This is a genomic window from Legionella tucsonensis, assembly GCF_001468035.1.
GTDB lineage: Bacteria > Pseudomonadota > Gammaproteobacteria > Legionellales > Legionellaceae > Legionella > Legionella tucsonensis.
In genome coordinates this window covers 366923-383249 of record NZ_LNZA01000001.1, presented here as the reverse complement: position 1 = coordinate 383249, position 16327 = coordinate 366923, and the positions used below count along the sequence as shown (strand labels likewise).

Genomic DNA, 16327 nt, shown 5'->3' with positions numbered 1-16327 from the left:
GACTACTTGAAGTTTCTTGGTGTCGTTGTACCAAGATTCTCCTCCTTTTCATCCCTTGTTATTCCTGAGCTTTTTTGTTTTTTGTTAGAAGAAGTTCCACCAAATTGGAACGCTGGGCTCCACATCGATTTCCTTTTTCCAGGGATGTTTTCCTCCTCCTCTGAATGCTCTTTTTCCATATGCCAAAAAGGTTCATCCTCATATAAATCTAAATTATGACCAGGTGTAGGAATTCTCTCATCCGCATATAAATCAGAACCTATTGTTAGAGCCCACTCATTTGTTTGATCTTCCTCAAAATATTGAGAGAGAGCCGTCTCACTCTCTTCGAAACCATCTAAATTATAACCAGGAGTTTTGGGTATCACATATTCCATATTGATTCCAACTTCATTCCAAGTAGCTTGGTAATAATATTGGGATTCATTAAAATCAGCTACGACTTGCGACAATGTAGTAGGTGAAGCGCTATAATCATAATCTTCATAAAAGGCAAGAATTTCTTCACCCGGTTGAATTTCACGTGTCGTTATATAAGAATTAGTTTTAAAATCAAATCGTACATTCGCTTCATTTTTATGCTTTGCTCCTTCTATGCAATAGGCTTCTGAAGCTTTTTCTTTGGTATAAAGATACCCCCCCCTACTTGATTGCACTAAATAATTCGTATCAATACCTTGTTGCTTCGCCCACAAGCTCATCTCGCTTTCCCTTTTGGGAACATCTTCCCTTTGCTGACCAACAAGATGACATAGGAGTTTTCGTGCCGGAATTTTCTGTCCACTAAATAAAGAGTAACGATACTCTCCTTTTCTTCGCTCTGTCGGTGCAATAACTAAATGATAAGGTGAGTTTCCTTGCAGCTCCATTTTTTGATTTTTTTGAAAGCGTGCCACATCTTCTGATTGATGCAAATCATAAATTTTAGGATCTAAATTTTTATCTAAATACATTTGCCTTTTAGCTTCTTTTTTTCGCATATCTGCTCTCAGTGTTAATAAACCGAAAAATTTTTTTATTTCTTCTCGTGTACCCAAAGAGCTTGTTGTTAGCTCTTGATCTTGTGCTTTAGCCAGGTCATGTAGGACTTCAATCAAAGTTTGTGGTTGGCGTACGATTTGAGGACGCGCTTTTGTAAAATATTCATCTCCATAAGAAATAGTCAACTCATCAGCAAAAGCAATTTTCCGAGATGCAACATAATAGGCATGGTAATCAAATAAAGTATTTCCATATTCGTCTTGTCGTTGATGACAAATGACTTTTACTTCTAAATTAGGCGTTCTCGCATGGTTCACCCAGCGTGTACTTGTCCCTGCTTCCAACAAATCAATTACTACAGCATATTCATCTTGATCATCTAAATTCAATTTCCAAACAAAGGTGGAATTTCCTTGATATTCTTTGACCAGCCGATCGACCTCAGTATTAATTCCAATACCAAATAAATCAACACCTTTTATTTCCCCAACAATTTCTCCTTTCTCAAATGATTTGCCAGCATATACCGCCAATTGCTTGGGGCCAAGATTAGGAACCGCAGCTATAATTACACTCTTATCATAATCTGTGGATAGATAATTAAAGGTTGGTTGGTGGCAGTTATTCTTCAAATAATTACATAGCCTTAGTTGAGACTCTGTCTCCTCGGGAAAAAAAACCAATTGTTCTGTAAGCATTTCCTCAGCAGCTTGCTCCTGATCTGCTTTATTTAAAAATTTAATGGATCGTGTCATATTGATTCTGCATAATTATATTTGCAGCGAATTTTAATAAAAAAAAATAGTCTGTCCAGCTATTTTCTAAACGAAAAGACTGTTTGCGACTCTATTTGCAAAGTTAAACTATATAATTCCCTTAGTGAAAAAAATCCTAAGGACAGCAAGGTTCTATCAAAAGAAAATTGTTACATAATGTTTTGCCCAAATTGGAGCAATTATTTGAATGAGCATAAGCTTACAGCTTATGCTTAAATGACAAGAGATCTGTTAGCTGAGCAATAGTTTGCAAGTTCTTTTCTTTGCACCATCAAAGGCATTTCTCAACTTAATAAATAATTTTTGTCAGAGTTCTCGGGTGTTTTATCGTGACTATTTTTGAGTACGGCATACAAATCTTGTCGTGCTTTTAGCCAGTCAATAGTCTCATCTCTAATTTGCAACTCCTTTTTTGTTGCAATTTGATTCATTTCTTTTTGTTTCAGATTCCAGAACAATCCGTTAATACGGTATCCTTGGGCAAATCGTTTTTGTGCTGGACTAACACATGCTTCTTTAATTCGATTTAAACTATCTTTTTGCTTTGCTTGGAGCTCCTGTAAAATTTTTTGCTCTTCCCCTAAAATTTTATCTAATTTTACCAATCCCTTTTCTTTCAGCTCTTTATATAATTCTTGTTCAATAGTATCACTGGTTGTCTCTGGGGCCATACGTCCGAGACGAACCGTAAAACTATTTTTTCCGGAAGAAACAAAAAATTTTCTCAAAGCACCAAAGCCCGCTTGAGCAAAAATACGACTGTACATAGAGGCTATCCTTAATAATATAACAATAATAATATAACAATTGACCATTATGTCATTATTATACTCACAAGACAATTCAAGATTAGTCTTTAAAATAATGGTCAATTTGTTTTCAATTAACCCTTGGTATGGTATAACTTTGCCAGGAATAAGATATTGAGGATTTATATGTTTTTAAAAACGCTCTTCCGTCCAAACAAAACCACTTTGCCCATAGCCCCAAAAGAATGGCTTTATGCACAATTTAAAGCGAGTGAATTAGATAAACGTTTTCCTCAATACCTTCTAGACATAACTCAAAAATCCGCAAAAATATTTTATAATCAACATTATTTTGCTCATAATGATACCGATGCTCCTTTTTCTCTTCGTAGAGCATTAACCAAAATACCTGCAATCAATGTTTCCGGGGATAGAGCCGGTGTGTTTCAAAATGGGATCGCATTTCCGCAAGCATCCGATTTTTTTGCACGTATTCCATTAACACATCCCGAACTTTTATCTCCTACTGAACGATTGTCCGCAGCTAAAAAAATTGTTTTTTCCAATAGCTCTGTTTTTGCCTCGGGCGGTTACCCTAGAATAAATCCGAGGAATATAAAGAAAACCCCCTATGATGTAGGTATCTTTTCACTTGCGGGTGCCAGCTTTGAAAATTCATATCTGCATTATTCGTTGTTCATGCTGGATCCGTTAAATGCTAAAATTGATAATACGATGTTTACTCATTTGTTTAAAGATTTACCGACTGATTTTAAAGAGGCACAAACATCCCTTGGAGCCTATGATTCAAACGAATTCCTTACTCGTATTCGAACTGGATTTCCATTTCTTGCACGTTCAACCTCTAACAAATTTCATTCATCCTTTACTAAAAAAAATGCGGTAATTTTTGTATCCGCTGCATATTTCCGGCATCAGCTGGAAGATATTTCGATGCTGCTTACTGCGGTTAATGAGGCAGCTAAAGAGGCAGGAAGACCTGCTTTATTAAAAGCCACTGCAGTGGGGATGGGTTTTTTTGCGAAAGTGAACGGTCAATATGACATACAATATCTTCTTTATCCCTATTATCTTCGAGCATTTCAAAAGTTGCTGCAGGAAAATTCCTATCCTTGGATTGCAAAAATTGAATTCCCTACATTTAGTGAGCAGTTTCAAGAACAATTTACCTCCATTATGGATAAACCAATGGAACAGATTGAAGTATATCAACAATATAGGGACGTCCTGGAATTTACGAAAGAAGAAATTGAAAACTATTTTGTTTGTGCTATTAATCCTTCAGATGCGTTTGCCTATATAGGAAATGAGTGGGGGTTTGGAAGTGTGGAAGCAATGATTGGGCTAAACTCATCTTTGCGTATGGATCAAATACCGCTAGCAAATCCCTTGCTGCTTGACTCTGACCATCATATTCCGGTCAAAATCAGCAGCACGTTTGATGCCGAGCTGGTAGAATTAAAATCCAGAGGCCTACAATTGTAATGCACTTGTTGTTTTTAAAACGCTGTTAATTGCGCTCAGAATTTTTTGATCCTGTAAAAAAAACCGCCCCAACTTTTCTTCAGGCATATCAGCGTATACTGTTTTGCAAAGCTCAACAAATGTTTGCTCCGCATTGTTAATCAACAACCAGGCAAGAACATCTTTTTCAGAAAGTAAATCTCTCATGCACATTGATTTTGGTAAATCAGAATTATAGTAATGCATGACATTAGGTACTAAACCACCACTCATGAATTTTTCTCTGTATTTAGGACACGTAGAAGCAATAAACTGACTGAATGGAATATGTTCCACAATAAGTTCTTCATTTTCATTATCATGCCCTTCACTTTCAATTCCTGTTTTAAATTTTAACATCATGAGTGAAGTTGATTTACCATAAAACTTATGTATCCATGAATCCTGTGCTTGTGATTTATTTTTATCCATAAAAACCATTAAATTTTTTAAAGAGGTACAAGCACCCCATCCAAAAGGATCCTTATTAAATCGTTGATACTCGCACACTGTAGAATGACGAACGTGTAGCAATTGACTTTTAGTAACACGTGGAAGAATTCCACCTTGTTGATGAAAGAAATCAGGAGCTCGTCCATCTACACGAACAAGTAGAGAGGCTTTTTGAAGTTTTATTATTTCATTTCCAACGACTGGGTCGCTCATCTCCAAAAATCTTCTGCCAATATTTGCCCCTTTATCAAAAAATTTAATAGAAGAAAGTTTTGCTAACATAATCCCCTCAAATTACCAAGCCAAAATCTATCTGAGCGATTGTATATAAGAAATATTAAATAAATATTAAGCAGTATGATTAAATAAAAATATTTTCGGGATAAACGCATCTAATTTTAAATGTGGATCAATTCAAGAGAATATGATGGAAATAGAATTTGATATTCGTTAAAGAAAATTACTGCTGTACACCTTGTGCGTGTTGAATAAATAACCGCTTTATAGAGGTAAATCCATTACATAAACTTAAGCCTAAACCACGCAGGACAACAAGGGGCATAAAAGAATTACTGAATAAGCGTTTGAACCCTTCCATCAGCATGATAATTCGCCATACCTCATGTTTACGCTCACGCTGATAAGCGCCTAATGCCTTTCTGGATAAAAGGGTATCTTGAGCTGCATCCAAATACCGAATCCAGGAGTTCACATCAGCCAGGCCAACATTTAAACCCAAGCCCGCTAAAGGATGGATCGTATGTGCTGCATCACCAAGAAGTAACCAACGATCGCCTGCATATTGTTTCACATGCCTCATGTGTAGAGGAAACTGATGACGCGTACTGATAACTTTTATCTGACCAAGCTTTTTAGCAAATGCCTGCGTTAAGGACGCATTAAATTCCTCATCCGAAAGACTCATTAGTTTTTTTGCATACGATGGATCAGTGGACCAAACTATGGAGCATTGATGCACATCCGCAAGCGGTAAAAATGCCAAAGGACCGTTAGCATGAAAGACTTGATATGCCGTTTGTTGATGCGGTTTTTCAACAGATACAGTGGCTACCAATGCATGCTGATCATAAGACCAGCTGTTTAGGGGGACTTTAAGTTTTTGCCGTGCTGGTGAGTTAGCTCCATCGGCGATCATTAACAATTGCCCCTCCCAAGTCTGTTGATTGCTGCATACTTTAACTCCTGATTCTTCACTAAATAGTTCCTCTACACGATTGTCAGGAAATAAATGAATGGAGGGCTGTGCGAAAACTTGTTGCAATAAAGCTTCTTTTAAAATGGACTCTTCAATGATGTTTCCTAGACTCCGTGTTCCAACGTAGCGTGAATCAAAATCAATATGCGCTCCACTTACTGCATCCCAAACATACATACGACTGTAAGGAGAAAGACGTTTCTTATCCAGATTCTGCCAGGCATTTAATTGCTGCAACAGAGTCTGTGAAGCATGATTAATCGCATAAACTCGAGTATCGGATCGTTTATTATCGATTTTTAATGAACCCGCATCAATAACTGCTACAGAGTAACCACGCTGGGCCATAGCCAAAGCAGCGGTTAAACCTACAATGCCGCCGCCAACGATTAATACATTAAATTGCAGACTCATTTCTTTTCCTTTCATAACTGTTCTTGTAGTTTTGGTAAAGCAATTTCACAAACCAAATCAGGAATCACCCCCCCAAATCCTCGTGCATATCGTGCTAAAAGGCTCTTCAAAGCAGGAAAATTGTCGAGAGCAACCAATCCCAATCCACGAGCCACACCTAATCCCGGGAAACGACTGGTAAACAGTTGAATTAAACCATCTGTTAAACGGGTAATAATTTTTTGATCATGCAATCTTAATCGCACATAATGTTGCAACATCTCTGCATTGAGCCCTTGCTCAGCAATGCATTGTGCTAAAGTAGCCACGTCTCTAAGCCCCAGGTTAAATCCTTGTCCTGCTACTGGATGCAATGTATGCGCAGCATTACCTACAAAAACTACTGGCCATTTCATTTGTATTGGCATTAAAACTTGTTGTAAAGGATAAGAAAAACGTTTGCCTACTTTAGCAAAACGACCTAAACGATAACCAAAATTCTGTTGTAATTCCTGTAAGAATGCAGCCTCGGATAAAGACAACAAGTGCCCTGCTTCCTTGGGAGAAACAGCCCAAACCAAAGACATTCTGTTTTCTTGCATGGGTAAAAGTGCCAAAGGTCCATGCGTAGTAAAACGCTCATAAGCACGGTGCTCATGCGGCTTGAGCAAACCCACATTAGCTACAATCGCCTGTTGATCATAAAGCTTAGTCTTTGCAGGTAACGCACAAAAACGACGCACCGCAGATTGCGCACCATCTGCAGCAACAATGAGACGTGCAGCAATATTTATTTCTCCGGAATCCGTAAGAATTGTTGCCGAATGATTCTCATAATCCAAAGAATGCAGACTCGCTGGAGCAATAAGTTGGTCATGAGGTAATAATTGATGCAAAGCCTGATTTATATGTTGCATTTCCGCAACGTAGCCCAAAGGAGCATTCAACTCTCCTTGCAAACGCGATACTCCAAAATGATGTTGATCGGAAACATGGATTGTGTTTATGGCTGTTGCATGATCTTTAAGGAGGTCCCAAACTCCAAGCATGTTTAAAATACGTCGACTTGCAGGTGAGAGTGCTAAGGATCGTGCATCAAAGTCAGATTTTATTTTATCGCTAAACGGCTTGGCTTCTACCAACAAAGTGCTGTAGCCTAATTCTTGTAAAGCAAGCATTAAGGTTGCACCGGTTAAACCACCACCAATAACCAATATATCAATTTCTTTATTAATCACGCATTAATGCCTCAATCTCATGTACATCCACAGGCAATGCTGAAGTTAATACTTCATGACCTGTTTTTGTTACAACTACATCATCCTCAATACGCACACCGATACCCCACCAGCGTTTATCTACTCCTGAAGTATTTGAGCTAATGTATAACCCTGGTTCGACAGTTAAGACCATTCCCGGTTCTAAAGGCCGCCATTCGCCATTAATTTTATAAATACCACAATCATGAACATCGAGTCCCAACCAATGTCCAGAGTTGTGCATGTAGAACGGTTTATAAGCCTCTTGAGCAATTAATTCGTCCGCCTCTCCTTGCAAAATGCCCAACTCATTTAGTCCTTCAGTTAAAATGCGCACCATAATTTGCTGCACTGCATTCCAGGGTAGGCCGGGCTTAATTGCTGTAATTCCTGCTTTTTGTGCTTTGAGTACCAATTCATAGATACTTTTTTGTTCTGGGCTGAATTTACCATTGATTGGAAATGTTCTCGTAATATCAGCAGCATAATTTTCATACTCGCCCCCTGCATCAATCAGCACCAAACTGCCTCGATGTAAGGGTTTACTATTCTCAGTGTAATGCAGTACACAGGCATTTTCACCACAGCCTACAATAGGATCATAGGCCACACTGCGGCAACCACGGCGACTGAGTTCATAAACAAGCTCTGCCTCCAGTTGATACTCATGTTCCAAATGTTTGCACCGACGCATTGCATGTTCATGTGCTTTAACAGAAATACTTGCTGCTCGGCGCATTAAGTCCAACTCAGCATCGCTTTTAAATAAACGCATTTCACCTAATATAGGCTCCAAATCACACAACTGGTCAGGAACTTTAACTCCCCGCCGTACTTGACCTTTAAGGGTCGCTAATGATTGCATGATTGTTTTTTCTATTCCTGGATTTCGGGAAAAAGTGTAATAAATCGCTGATTTTCCATTTAATAATTTGGGTAACTCTTCGATAATACTGTCTATAGGAAAAGCAGCTTGCATACCCAGTTCAGACAATGCCCCATCCTGCCCCAGGCGTTTTCCAGTCCATTGTTCTTCTGCAGGATTACGTGGACGATTAAATAAAATACTCTGTGTATTTGCTCCTGTAATAAGAACCAACAATGCATCAGGCTCATTATATCCAGTTAAATAATAAAAATGGCTATCCTGGCGAAAACGATAATGTGCATCACCATTTCGTAATACTTCGCGAGCAGCAGGAACAATGGCAATACTGTCCTTGGGCAGTTTCTGCGCCAATTTGTTTCTTCTTGCTTGATATTCTTGTTGGGAAATCATAGTAACATCCTTTTTTAATGAGTTATTCCAGTATGACCACCACGTTCTTTCTCATTCATTACTAAATCACTGTGTAAACGAAGTACAGCCATTCGTGCGTATTCGCTGACTTCCATTAACGCGCGCTCATCTTCTTCATCTACATCCAATGTATCACAATCAAGCTCAGCAAATTCAATAAGATGCTGAAATGCATCTTGTGTTTCTTCTTCATGAAATTGGTTTGCGCTAATACCAGACAAAGTCAATGCCTGGGTAAAACCTTCACACCATTCGCTAAAAGCTTGCGCTCGTACCAGTAAGGATTCCTCATCATCAGGCAGCATCATTTCAAATTCAAAATCCATAGTATTAATTTGTTGCTGGCTTATAGAAAAAACAGAAAACATAGCTAAAACTGCATTACGGCTGGCTTCATCTTTTTTATTATTCAATAAAGCGCGTAAGTATGCCTCGCCGTGACTGTCAGCACCGGCACATAGGTAACCACACATCATTCCATGCAATAAACTGGTAGATATGTGCAACATCAAAACATCAATCGTTGCAGAAAATTCATCATAATCGGGCAAATGCAAATGTTCTCTTTCTTCAGACATATTCAACTCATTTATAGAAAATAACTCATGATAACCGATTTAATGCAAGCGTTCACCCTACTAATTGCTGCTTGCGAGCAAAATTGTTACTATTCATACATGCCCTCTATGGAATTGCAAAGGTCTTATATCATGACGCAGATGAAATCGTGTACTGTTAAACTACTCAATAAAACTTATGAAATTAAATGCCCAGAAGGCGAAGAACCTAATTTACTGCTTGCAGTGCAGAAATTAAATAACCAAATAATGATTAATAAAAAGAAATCAAAGCAGCTGGACGATTTCCAAACTTTGTTACTTGCTGCACTTGATATCAGTCATGAATTAATATTATGCAAAAATAAACAAGCGCATCAGCAACATCAGGTGACACAATTTATTAACTCACTAGAAAACAAAATCAACAAAATGGTAGGTGGTAGCGAGATGGTGGACCGTATTCCAGACTTAGATTAATTTTACTGTAGATTGCAAAAAATGCTTCTCCCGTTTTCTAAAGCGGAAAGATACTCTCTCTGAATAAGAGGAAACCAATTTTGATTAAAAGGACTTAAAATGAGACGCCAATGGTATGTAGGGTTTGGGGTAGCTTTATTAATTTTGCTTGCCCTATTCGTTATGTTTCATAGCATTAAATGGTTTGTCGCTTTTCTTATTCCCCTTATCATAATCTGGATCTACGATCTGATTCAGAAAGAACATACCATTTTACGTAACTTCCCAGTCTTAGGTCATGTACGCTATCTCCTAGAATTTCTTCGCCCAGAAATTCAACAATATTTTATTGCCACTGATGAAAGCGAACTCCCATTTAATCGTGAAACACGTTCGCTCATTTACGAGCGTGCAAAAAATACACGTGATACAGTTCCATTTGGTACGGAACGCGATATTTTAAGTGTTGGTTACACTTGGGCTCTTCACTCTTTAGCTCCGAAACATCATTCAGAAGTTGAATCAAGAATCATGGTAGGAGGACCCGATTGCCTGCAGCCGTACTACGCCTCTCGATTGAATATTTCCAGCATGAGCTTTGGTGCACTATCTGGTAAAGCAATTATGGCCATGAATAAGGGAGCGCTCATTGGCGGTTTTTACCAAGCTACTGGTGAAGGAGGATTAAGCTCCTATCATTTGCAAGGTGGCGATCTGGTATTTCAATTTGGAACGGCCTATTTTGGTTGCCGCGATGCACAAGGAAATTTTGACGAGAACGAATTTGCTGCTGAAGCCAATCGTAAAGAAGTAAAAATGATAGAGATTAAGTTATCTCAAGGAGCCAAACCTTCCCATGGAGGCATATTACCTGCAGCCAAATTAACCGAAGAAATAGCTAAGGTAAGAAAAGTATCTATGGGCCATGATGTAGTTTCACCGATGGCTCATTCTGCTTTTACTACCCCCATAGGGTTGCTGCATTTTGTGAAAAAATTACGTGACTTATCGCATGGAAAACCCATAGGGTTTAAATTATGTTTAGGGCGTAGAGACGAATTTCTCGCCATTTGTAAGGCGATGTTGAAAACCAACATCTTACCTGATTTTATCACCGTAGATGGCGCAGAAGGCGGAACAGGTGCTGCGCCAGAAGAATACGTAAACTTTATCGGAACCCCTTTAGAGGCAGGTTTAGTCTTTGTACATAATGCGTTAGTAGGGATTAATGTACGGGATAAAATACGTATTATTTGCAGTGGTAAAGTTGCAAATGGATTTGATTTACTTACCAATCTCGCCTTAGGTGCCGATATGTGCAATGCAGCAAGAGCAATGATGATGGCTGCTGGTTGTCTGCAAACCAAACAATGCAATGCAAATACCTGCCCTACTGGAGTAGCAACGCAAAATAAACGATTACAATATGGCCTGGTTGTAGATCAGAAAAAACATCAAGTAGCCAATTTTCATAAAAACACCATGAAAAGCTTTTTAGAAATGGTGGGCTCACTTGGTTTAGATAACCCCAGCGATTTGAAACCCAATCACATCATGAGACGAGTAACCGTGCAAGAAGTTAAATCCTTTAATGAAATTTATGAGTATCTTACACCGGGTCAATTATTAAGCTCTGATATTCCTAAGAGTTATAAAGTACATTGGGAAATAGCTGATCCTGAAAAATTTTAAGATAATGATAGAATTGGCGTTACTAAAATTTTTAAGTGGTGAACGATTTTAGTAGAGACTTTAAATTACATATTACTAAGGGAAGAATAATGCCTAGATTTTTTGATAATCCCAGACAATATATTAATCTGGAAAATGCTTGCATCATTTACAATGGTCTTACAAGTCTGGCAGTATTGTATGACTTGTGGAATAACCCAAATGCTAATCCTTCTGAGTATGCTATTGATATTTCTATTCATGCGCTTACCGCCATCATTTTAATGTGTAAGCAAGTACCTGAAATGGTTAAGGGCGTTATGATCGCATTAAATACTTATAGAGGACTTGATGCTTTATTTAAAGCCATCACACCTCTTCCGTCTACAATTCCTGGAGTTGCAAATGGCATAGATGTTCTTAACCATTGGTTTAATCTAAAAGAGCTTACAAAAGAAGAATCAGAAGAAGAAAACCGACAAGAAGCCCGACACACAATGTAATGAGAAATGATTCTTATGAATCTACTTCAACTGTAAAAATAGCTGTGACACAGCTATTTTTACAATCGAAATAATCCTCGATGTTATTTTTTAACAAAAAATATTATTAGAAACATCAAAAAACTATTTTAGCCTGATATAGCCCGATGTCATTCTTGACTTTAATCGAGATGGCCCCATAGTATCTTACCTAGATTTTAGAACCCAGGCTATGTATTATCCATACATATGATCCTTCCACTTAATATTGCATCCCAAGCTTGGTTTTTGTTCGGGGCTTACTGGTTTTCCAGCGAGAATATTATCCAGAGCGTTTTGTAAGTGAGCGCCGGTCACTGGTTTGTTGTTCCCAGGCGTTGATTCATCCAAGCAGCCACGATAGACACAAAGCAAATCTTTATCAAAAATATAAAAATCGGGCGTGCATGCTGCTTGATATGCTATGGCAACCTCTTGAGACTCGTCGTATAAATAAGGAAATGGATAATTAAATAGCTCTGCTTCAAACCGCATTTTTTCTGGACCATCCGCAGGATATTTTTCTGCATCATTGGAACTGATTGCCACAAATTGAATTCCTTTTTTCTGATAAATTGCAGCCAAGTCTACTATTTTTGTTTGTATATGTTTCACATAGGGGCAATGATTGCATAAAAACATAATCACCGTTGCAATGGGTGATTTAATATGAGCAAGAGAAACCCATTGATCGTTCCGAGTATCCACTAAAGTAAAATCAGGTGCCTTGCTCCCCAATGGAAGCATATTTGACGCAGTTGCTGCCATCATAACCTCTTATGTTGGTTGTTCTAATAAAATACAGGAGTAGAATTTTTGACATAATTACAACATGGTAAACGATAAATTCTTGGGAATCAAACGGCCATTCTAATATATTAAAATAGATAAGTCAGGTCAAAAAACGATTACTAGGCAGCCCTATAGTTAAGAAAGATGTTCGTTTCAACTTGTACTATTTCATGGAATATCTTTCCCAAAACATCAACTTACACATAGAGTGAACAATTCTCTTTATTGATTAAAATCAGCACTATTCTTGACTTCGATCAAGATGGCTATGTTATAATCAAACTACCCGATAGCAAGAGATTTTAGAACCAATGCTAACAGCATGGGAAGCATCCTGAAATCGGCGTTGTGCAAGCCTACCTTGAGTAGGAAGCCTGAACCGATTCATCCGCTACCCACTTGAACCTCAGGGTTCATAATCCATGTCTGTCGGGCTATCTTTTTATTAATTGCTCTTTTAATAAAAGATATTCATCTCGAACCTTGGCTGCTGCTTCGAACTCCATATTTTTTGCATGCAAATACATTTGTTTTTCCAAGGTGTTAATGTGTTTCACTAATTCCTGCGTTGACCAATGCATGTATTCCGGACTTGGTTCGGCAACTGCAGCATTACGCTTTCCTTGATAAGCACCTTCCATGATATCGGTTATGGACTTATTAATCCCTTTAGGTGTGATTCCATGTGCTTCGTTAAATGCTTTTTGCTTCTCACGTCTTCGATCAGTCTCATCCAAGGCTCTTTGCATGGAACCAGTCATCTTATCGGCATAAAGAATCGCACGTCCTTTCATGTTACGTGCCGCACGCCCTATGGTTTGGATCAAAGAACGATCGGAGCGTAAAAAACCCTCCTTATCTGCATCAAGAATAGCAACTAAAGCGACTTCTGGCATATCCAAACCTTCGCGTAACAAATTGATCCCCACCAAAACATCAAATACCCCCAGGCGCAAGTCACGAATAATTTCAACCCGCTCAACCGTATCGATATCCGAATGCAAATACCGTACTTTAATGCCATGTTCATTCAAATAGTCGGTTAAATCTTCTGCCATTCGTTTCGTTAAAGTGGTTACTAAAACCCGTCCATTTTGTTGGATCACGTAACGAATTTCCGACATTAAATCGTCAACCTGGGTGCGTACAGGACGAATTTCTACTTCAGGATCTACAAGACCTGTGGGACGTACTACCTGTTCTGCTACATTATCAGAATGCTCTTGCTCATAAGAACCTGGGGTTGCTGAAATGTAAATCGTTTGAGGGGAGCGCCCTTCAAACTCTTCAAACCGCAACGGTCGGTTATCCAGTGCCGAAGGAAGTCTAAAACCGTACTGAACCAATGTTTCCTTACGTGATCGGTCCCCTCGGTACATCCCACCAATTTGTGGGACAGTGACATGGGACTCATCAATAATCAGCAATGCTTCATCTGGCAAATAATCAAATAAAGTTGGGGGCGGCTCACCCGCCTCACGCGCCGATAAATAACGGGAATAGTTTTCAATACCGGAGCAATAACCCAACTCCAGCATCATTTCCATATCAAAAACAGTGCGCTGCTCTAGACGTTGTGCCTCGACTAATTTATTTTGCTCCTTAAACTCAGCCAGGCGCTCTTGCAACTCTTCTTTAACCCAATCCACGGTTTGCAAAATACGATCACGTGGCGTCACGTAATGAGTTTTAGGGAAAATAGTAATCCGCGGCACACGTCGCAGAATTTCCCCAGTAAGCGGGTCAAACTGAGCGATGCTTTCCACCTCGTCATCAAATAATTCAATGCGTATTGCATCTCGTTCCGAGTCAGCAGGAAAAACATCAATAATATCTCCATGCACTCGAAACTGACCACGCTCTAGGGATAAGTTACTTCGAGTGTACTGCATTTCAGCAAGTCGTCTTAAAATTTTACGCTGATCCGATTGTTCTCCACGGGAAAGATGTAATACCATACGTAAGTAGGAATCAGGATCACCCAAACCATAAATTGCAGAAACTGTTGCGACAATAATCGCATCTTTACGTTCAATTAAGGCTTTGGTTGCAGACAAACGCATCTGTTCTATGTGCTCATTAATGGATGAGTCTTTTTCAATAAAGGTATCCGACGCAGGCACATAAGCTTCTGGCTGATAATAATCGTAGTAGGAAACGAAGTATTCCACCGCATTATCGGGGAAATATGTTTTAAATTCGCCATAAAGTTGTGCAGCAAGCGTTTTGTTAGGAGCCATAATCAAAGCAGGACGGCGCATGGCCTGAATGACATGTGCTATAGTAAAGGTCTTGCCCGAACCCGTAACCCCTAAAAGGGTTTGTTTGGATAAACCTGATTTCAAGCCGTCAACTAATGAGGCTATGGCGGTCGGCTGGTCGCCAGCGGGCTTATAATCGGCATATATTTTAAATAAATCTTTCATATCTTATTAGTATATCTCACAGGAGCAACAAATGGATATCGCATTAGCAAAACGCGTGCAAAAAGTTAAGCCTTCACCTACTTTGGCTGTAGCAGCAAAAGCTACCCAAATGCGTGCTCAAGGGCATGATGTTATTAATCTAGGTACCGGTGAACCCGATTTTGACACACCCGACTACATTAAAGAAGCTGCTATCGCGGCCATTAATCAAGGTCACACCAAGTATACAGCTGTTGATGGCATACCTGAGCTTAAAGAAGCCGTTAAAAATAAGTTCAAGAAAGATAATGATCTTGATTATCAGCTCAATCAAATTTTAGTTTCGGTTGGTGGTAAGCAAAGTTGTTACAATCTCTGCCAAGCCCTACTTAATCCAGGTGATGAAGTGATTATTCCTGCGCCATACTGGGTTTCTTACCCCGACATGGTCTTATTGGCTGAAGCAACACCTGTTATCATCGCTACAACTCCAGCACAACGTTATAAAATCAATGCACAACAACTCGAAGAAGCCATCACCCCCAAAACACGATTGATCTTTTTAAATAGTCCATCCAATCCATCGGGGGTAGCTTACACCTTAGATGAATTAAAAGCTCTCGCTGAGGTCTTAAAAAAACATCCACAGATTATTATTGCTACTGATGATATGTACGAACATATTCTTTGGAGTCAACCTTTTGCTAACATTCTTTACGCATGTCCTGAGTTATATGATCGCACAATTGTATTAAATGGCGTATCCAAAGCTTATGCCATGACTGGTTGGCGCATCGGTTATGCGGCAGGTCCTACTCCATTAATCAATGCGATGAAAACCATCCAGTCTCAATCGACTTCAAATCCTTGTTCTATCGCACAAAGAGCAGCTGTAGCTGCACTAACAGGCAGCAATGAGAGTGTTTTAGAAATGGTAAAAGCCTTTCGCAAAAGACACGACTTCGTTGCCTCCAGACTGCAAGAAATCCCTGGCGTAGAAGTTATTCCAGCTGATGGTACTTTTTATATTTTCCCAAGTGTACAAGCAATCATAGAACAACGCGACTATGCCAATGACCTTGAATTTTCTGAAAAACTCTTAGTTGAAGAAGGGGTTGCCTTAGTACCTGGCTCCGCATTTGGCAATGAAGGCTGCATCCGTTTATCCTTTGCGACCAGCATGGAAACGTTACAAGATGCCCTAAACCGTCTGCAACGTTTTTGCAGTTAAAAGAACAAAGACACCTTGTCTCCTAAAGAGAGAAGGTGTC

14 protein-coding genes and 1 other RNA gene are annotated in these 16327 nt (G+C 39.1%); 6 read left to right on the top strand and 9 right to left on the bottom strand.

Annotated features, from left to right (window positions below):
- Window positions 1-2: 2 nt before the first annotated feature.
- Together Ltuc_RS01675 and Ltuc_RS01670 are read right to left on the bottom strand one after the other, a co-directional pair.
- Window positions 3-1736 carry an SET domain-containing protein-lysine N-methyltransferase gene (locus Ltuc_RS01675; protein ID WP_058519625.1) on the bottom strand — a complete coding sequence of 578 codons (1734 nt, stop codon included), beginning with the start codon at window positions 1734-1736 and terminating at the stop codon, window positions 3-5.
- Between the two features lie 305 nt (window positions 1737-2041).
- Entirely contained in the window at window positions 2042-2524 is a 483-nt protein-coding gene (locus tag Ltuc_RS01670; protein WP_058519624.1) for a hypothetical protein, read from the bottom strand.
- 168 nt (window positions 2525-2692) lie between these two features.
- Here Ltuc_RS01670 and Ltuc_RS01665 point away from each other — a divergent pair, with 168 nt between their 5' ends.
- The gene (locus Ltuc_RS01665) at window positions 2693-4012 is read left to right on the top strand and encodes a hypothetical protein (RefSeq protein WP_058519623.1); all 1320 of its coding nucleotides are present in this window, start codon (window positions 2693-2695) and stop codon (window positions 4010-4012) included.
- Here the strand turns inward: Ltuc_RS01665 and Ltuc_RS01660 are convergent.
- The 5 genes from Ltuc_RS01660 to Ltuc_RS01640 form a co-directional block, all read right to left on the bottom strand.
- Window positions 4001-4765, bottom strand: coding sequence for a hypothetical protein (locus tag Ltuc_RS01660; protein ID WP_083498024.1), 765 nt, complete (start codon window positions 4763-4765; stop codon window positions 4001-4003). The genes Ltuc_RS01665 and Ltuc_RS01660 overlap by 12 nt on opposite strands.
- 178 nt (window positions 4766-4943) lie before the next feature.
- Window positions 4944-6113, bottom strand: a complete 1170-nt coding sequence (locus tag Ltuc_RS01655) for a UbiH/UbiF/VisC/COQ6 family ubiquinone biosynthesis hydroxylase (RefSeq protein WP_058521566.1) — start codon at window positions 6111-6113, stop codon at window positions 4944-4946.
- An 11-nt stretch (window positions 6114-6124) separates the two neighbouring features.
- Window positions 6125-7330, bottom strand: a complete 1206-nt coding sequence (gene ubiH, locus Ltuc_RS01650) for a 2-octaprenyl-6-methoxyphenyl hydroxylase (protein ID WP_058519622.1) — start codon at window positions 7328-7330, stop codon at window positions 6125-6127.
- Window positions 7323-8630, bottom strand: coding sequence for a Xaa-Pro aminopeptidase (gene pepP / locus Ltuc_RS01645; protein ID WP_058519621.1), 1308 nt, complete (start codon window positions 8628-8630; stop codon window positions 7323-7325). The genes ubiH and pepP overlap by 8 nt, the downstream gene beginning before the upstream one ends.
- 14 nt (window positions 8631-8644) lie before the next feature.
- On the bottom strand, window positions 8645-9229 hold the full coding sequence (locus Ltuc_RS01640) for a UPF0149 family protein (RefSeq protein WP_058519620.1): 585 nt from the start codon (window positions 9227-9229) through the stop codon (window positions 8645-8647).
- Between the two features lie 132 nt (window positions 9230-9361).
- On the opposite strand from Ltuc_RS01640, the gene Ltuc_RS01635 reads away from it, so the two are divergent.
- The 3 genes from Ltuc_RS01635 to Ltuc_RS01625 all read left to right on the top strand — a co-directional run bounded on the left by Ltuc_RS01635 (window position 9362) and on the right by Ltuc_RS01625 (window position 11841).
- On the top strand, window positions 9362-9688 hold the full coding sequence (locus Ltuc_RS01635) for a cell division protein ZapA (protein WP_058521565.1): 327 nt from the start codon (window positions 9362-9364) through the stop codon (window positions 9686-9688).
- Between the two features lie 99 nt (window positions 9689-9787).
- Entirely contained in the window at window positions 9788-11359 is a 1572-nt protein-coding gene (locus tag Ltuc_RS01630; protein ID WP_058519619.1) for an FMN-binding glutamate synthase family protein, read from the top strand.
- Window positions 11360-11448: 89 nt separating this feature from the next.
- Complete coding sequence (locus Ltuc_RS01625; RefSeq protein ID WP_058519618.1) at window positions 11449-11841, top strand: hypothetical protein; 393 nt, start codon at window positions 11449-11451, stop codon at window positions 11839-11841.
- A 216-nt stretch (window positions 11842-12057) separates the two neighbouring features.
- Here Ltuc_RS01625 and Ltuc_RS01620 read toward each other — a convergent pair whose 3' ends face one another.
- Entirely contained in the window at window positions 12058-12627 is a 570-nt protein-coding gene (locus Ltuc_RS01620) for a thioredoxin family protein (RefSeq protein ID WP_058519617.1), read from the bottom strand.
- Window positions 12628-12931: 304 nt separating this feature from the next.
- Here Ltuc_RS01620 and ssrS point away from each other — a divergent pair.
- A non-coding RNA gene (gene ssrS / locus Ltuc_RS14810) (6S RNA) lies at window positions 12932-13091 on the top strand.
- Here the strand turns inward: ssrS and uvrB are convergent.
- The gene (uvrB, locus tag Ltuc_RS01615) at window positions 13086-15077 is read right to left on the bottom strand and encodes an excinuclease ABC subunit UvrB (RefSeq protein WP_058519616.1); all 1992 of its coding nucleotides are present in this window, start codon (window positions 15075-15077) and stop codon (window positions 13086-13088) included. The two genes, ssrS and uvrB, sit on opposite strands and share 6 nt — an antisense overlap.
- A gap of 31 nt (window positions 15078-15108) precedes the next feature.
- Between uvrB and Ltuc_RS01610 the strand changes: the two genes are divergently transcribed.
- On the top strand, window positions 15109-16287 hold the full coding sequence (locus Ltuc_RS01610; RefSeq protein ID WP_058519615.1) for a pyridoxal phosphate-dependent aminotransferase: 1179 nt from the start codon (window positions 15109-15111) through the stop codon (window positions 16285-16287).
- The last annotated feature ends 40 nt before the right edge of the window (window positions 16288-16327 follow it).

What these genes read in the sequence shown, in the direction of transcription:
- Ltuc_RS01640 (WP_058519620.1), bottom strand. Translation starts at nt 9,229, where the DNA reads ATGTCTGAAGAAAGAGAACATTTGCATTTGCCCGATTATGATGAATTT.
- uvrB (WP_058519616.1), bottom strand. Translation starts at nt 15,077, where the DNA reads ATGAAAGATTTATTTAAAATATATGCCGATTATAAGCCCGCTGGCGAC.
- Ltuc_RS01620 (WP_058519617.1), bottom strand. Translation starts at nt 12,627, where the DNA reads ATGGCAGCAACTGCGTCAAATATGCTTCCATTGGGGAGCAAGGCACCT.
- Ltuc_RS01655 (WP_058521566.1), bottom strand. Translation starts at nt 6,113, where the DNA reads ATGAGTCTGCAATTTAATGTATTAATCGTTGGCGGCGGCATTGTAGGT.
- Ltuc_RS01665 (WP_058519623.1), top strand. Translation starts at nt 2,693, where the DNA reads ATGTTTTTAAAAACGCTCTTCCGTCCAAACAAAACCACTTTGCCCATA.
- Ltuc_RS01625 (WP_058519618.1), top strand. Translation starts at nt 11,449, where the DNA reads ATGCCTAGATTTTTTGATAATCCCAGACAATATATTAATCTGGAAAAT.
- Ltuc_RS01630 (WP_058519619.1), top strand. Translation starts at nt 9,788, where the DNA reads ATGAGACGCCAATGGTATGTAGGGTTTGGGGTAGCTTTATTAATTTTG.
- pepP (WP_058519621.1), bottom strand. Translation starts at nt 8,630, where the DNA reads ATGATTTCCCAACAAGAATATCAAGCAAGAAGAAACAAATTGGCGCAG.
- Ltuc_RS01675 (WP_058519625.1), bottom strand. Translation starts at nt 1,736, where the DNA reads ATGACACGATCCATTAAATTTTTAAATAAAGCAGATCAGGAGCAAGCT.
- Ltuc_RS01670 (WP_058519624.1), bottom strand. Translation starts at nt 2,524, where the DNA reads ATGTACAGTCGTATTTTTGCTCAAGCGGGCTTTGGTGCTTTGAGAAAA.
- Ltuc_RS01660 (WP_083498024.1), bottom strand. Translation starts at nt 4,765, where the DNA reads ATGTTAGCAAAACTTTCTTCTATTAAATTTTTTGATAAAGGGGCAAAT.
- Ltuc_RS01635 (WP_058521565.1), top strand. Translation starts at nt 9,362, where the DNA reads ATGACGCAGATGAAATCGTGTACTGTTAAACTACTCAATAAAACTTAT.
- Ltuc_RS01610 (WP_058519615.1), top strand. Translation starts at nt 15,109, where the DNA reads ATGGATATCGCATTAGCAAAACGCGTGCAAAAAGTTAAGCCTTCACCT.